Below are 2823 nucleotides of genomic sequence, written 5' to 3'. Positions count from 1 at the left end.
CCAGCGACTGCCCGAATCTGTACATGAAGTTTTCGTCGTTCTATGACATGTACGCTCCAGGTGACGTGGTTTTTCCGTCTCCCACTGACCTCGCTTCGTACAAGCCGCACTTCGACGTACTGATGTCCGCGTTCGGCAAGGACCGCCTGATCTGGGGCAGCAACTGGCCGGTAATCACCCTGCACGGGACTTTCGAAGCCCAGATTGCCATCGCCGAGGCGTATCTGGCCCCGTTCGGCGCCGGCGTGCGCGACAAAGTGATGTTCAAGAACGCCCTCGCGTTTTATCGCCGGCACAAGGCGTAGCGGACCAGAGAAACTGCCGGCTCAGCTCCGGCGGCTTTCCCGCCACGAAGCCGGCGTTGCCCCCAGCTCCCGCTTGAACACTGTATTGAGGTACTGGACGGAACGAAAGCCGCTCGCCCGCGCGATGTCATCGATGCCCATTTGTGTGTTGCTGAGCAACTGAAAGCAACGCTGCAACTTGTACAGCAGGATTTCGTCATGGACGGAGCGCTTCAACTCGCGGCGAAAGTACATCTCCAGCGATGAGCGTGAAAGCCCCACCGTTTCGGCAACCTGCTCCGTCTTGATGCCCTGGCAGGCGTATTGACGGATGTAATGGAGAGCGCGCATCACGGTCGCGCTGTGTTCGACGTCGCGCGCGGTGGACGCGCGCGAATGCACGCCGGCCGGAGGCACGACCACACGCACGTCGTTCACCGGCGAGCCGCTCAGGGCCTGGTGCAACAGGTGCGCCGCGCGATGGCCCATTTCGTGGGTTCCCTGGCTGACCGAGCTGAGCTGGATTCTCGTCAGGTGCTGGCCCAGTGTGTCGTTATCGATCCCGATGATGGCGACTTCGTCGGGAACTGCGATTGCGCCGACGATGCACGCCTGCAGCACCTGCCGTGCACGCGCGTCCGTGACGGCGACTATGCCAACGGGCTTGGGCAGGCTTTGCAGCCAGGAGAGCAGTTTCCTTGTCGCGCTTCCCCATGTGGGCGCGCTGGTTGCCAGGCCCCGGTGGATCTCACCAGCCAACCCGTCGCGGGCAAGCCGGGCGGTGAACGCTTTTTCGCGCTCCTGGGCCCAACGGTTGAGCGGCGATTCCGGCAGGCTGTAGCAGGCAAAACGGGAAAGCCCGGACTCCACCAGGTGGGTCAGCGCATGCGCGACCAGTTCGCGGTTGTCCGTCGCAACGTACGGCACATTGACGGGGTAGCACGCGGGATCCTCGTAGGAGCCCCCGACGGCAACGACAGGTACGCGTACCCCTGTGAGAGCGTGCGCCACGGCCGGATCGTCGTAGTCCGCGATGATCCCGTCGCCGTCCCAGTCGTGGATGCCGTCAAGCCGAAAGCGGAAATCCTCTTCAAGGAAGAGATCCCAGGCGACCCGCGTGTGGTTCACATAGTCGCCGATGCCCGTGATGATCTCGCGGTCATACACCTTGCTCGCATGGAAGAGCAATGCCACGCGCAGCACGGTAGGGCCACTTTGACGTAATGACGATTTCATGGTCGGGTCGGTTGATCATGAGGATACCGGCATATCGGACGGATTGCTGCGCTGCAGAAAGCAATTTCGCAAGCTGTCCTCGCAAATTTCGCAATCGCGGGCGGAGGCCGGCGGTTCTAGGATGGTGCCACTGAAAGCAGTTACCCACCACAAACATGAACTTTCTCGAATCCATCGCACCCGTACGCTATGAAGGCCCTCAGGCCACGACGCCCCTGGCCTACCGTCACTATGACGCCAGTGCCGTCGTGCTGGGCAAGCCGATGGCACAGCACCTGCGGCTCGCCGTCTGCTACTGGCACACCTTCGTGTGGCCCGGCAGCGATGTCTTCGGACAAGGCACGTTTGCGCGGCCCTGGCATGCCGGTGGAGACGAGTTGACGATGGCGAGGAAGAAAGCGGATGCAGCCTTTGGCCTGATTTCCCGGCTCGATGTCCCGTTCTACACTTTCCATGACACCGATGTGGCGCCGGAAGGCGCGAACCTGGCCGAGTACCGCAGCAATCTGTCCGCGATGGTGGACGTGCTCGCCCAGAAGCAGAAAGAAACCGGTATTTCGCTGCTATGGGGGACCGCCAACCTGTTCAGCCATCCCCGCTACGCAGCCGGCGCGGCGAGTAACCCCGACCCCGACGTCTTCGCGTACGCGGCGACGCAGGTTTTCAGCGCGCTCAATGCCACCCAGCAGCTTGGCGGTGCCAACTACGTGATGTGGGGTGGGCGCGAAGGCTATGACACCCTGCTCAATACCGATTTGCAGCGCGAGCGCCAGCAGCTGGGCCGATTCATGCAATTGGTGGTGAACCACAAACACAAGATCGGTTTCAAAGGGCAACTGCTTATCGAGCCCAAGCCGCTGGAGCCGACCAAACACCAATACGACTTCGACAGCGCCACTGTGTATGGCTTCCTGAAGGAGTTCGGCCTGGAAAAGGAGATCAAGCTCAACATCGAGGCCAACCACGCCACGTTGGCGGGCCACAGTTTCCAGCACGAGATCGCAACCGCCGCCTCCCTCGGAATCTTCGGCAGCATCGATGCCAACCGTGGCGACCCACAGAACGGATGGGACACCGACCAGTTTCCCAACAGTGTGGAGGACCTTACGCTGGCGCTCTACGAAGTCCTCCGCGCCGGCGGAATCGGCAGCGGCGGGTTCAACTTCGACGCGAAAGTGCGGCGCCAAAGCATGGATCCGGTTGACATTCTGCACGGGCATGTGGGTGCGATCGATGCGCTGGCGCTGGCGCTCAAGAGCGCCGCGCGTTTGATGGAGTCCCGCGAGCTTGAGCAGTTCCGCCA

General features: G+C 61.9%; 3 protein-coding genes. 2 read left to right on the top strand and 1 reads right to left on the bottom strand.

Annotated features, from left to right (window positions below):
• Positions 1-305 (top strand): amidohydrolase family protein (locus AC1D1X_RS19905; RefSeq protein WP_477698974.1); only part of this gene is annotated, 305 nt, incomplete at its 5' end.
• Between the two features lie 21 nt (positions 306-326).
• Here the strand turns inward: AC1D1X_RS19905 and AC1D1X_RS19900 are convergent.
• Complete coding sequence (locus AC1D1X_RS19900; RefSeq protein ID WP_477670180.1) at positions 327-1520, bottom strand: XylR family transcriptional regulator; 1194 nt, start codon at positions 1518-1520, stop codon at positions 327-329.
• Between the two features lie 155 nt (positions 1521-1675).
• On the opposite strand from AC1D1X_RS19900, the gene xylA reads away from it, so the two are divergent.
• Positions 1676-2823, top strand: a 1148-nt coding sequence (xylA, locus tag AC1D1X_RS19895; RefSeq protein WP_477698973.1) for a xylose isomerase, incomplete at its 3' end; no start/stop codon positions are given.

Source organism: Polaromonas sp. P1_G4, from assembly GCF_056405475.1.
This window is presented reverse-complemented; position numbering and strand designations above follow the sequence as displayed.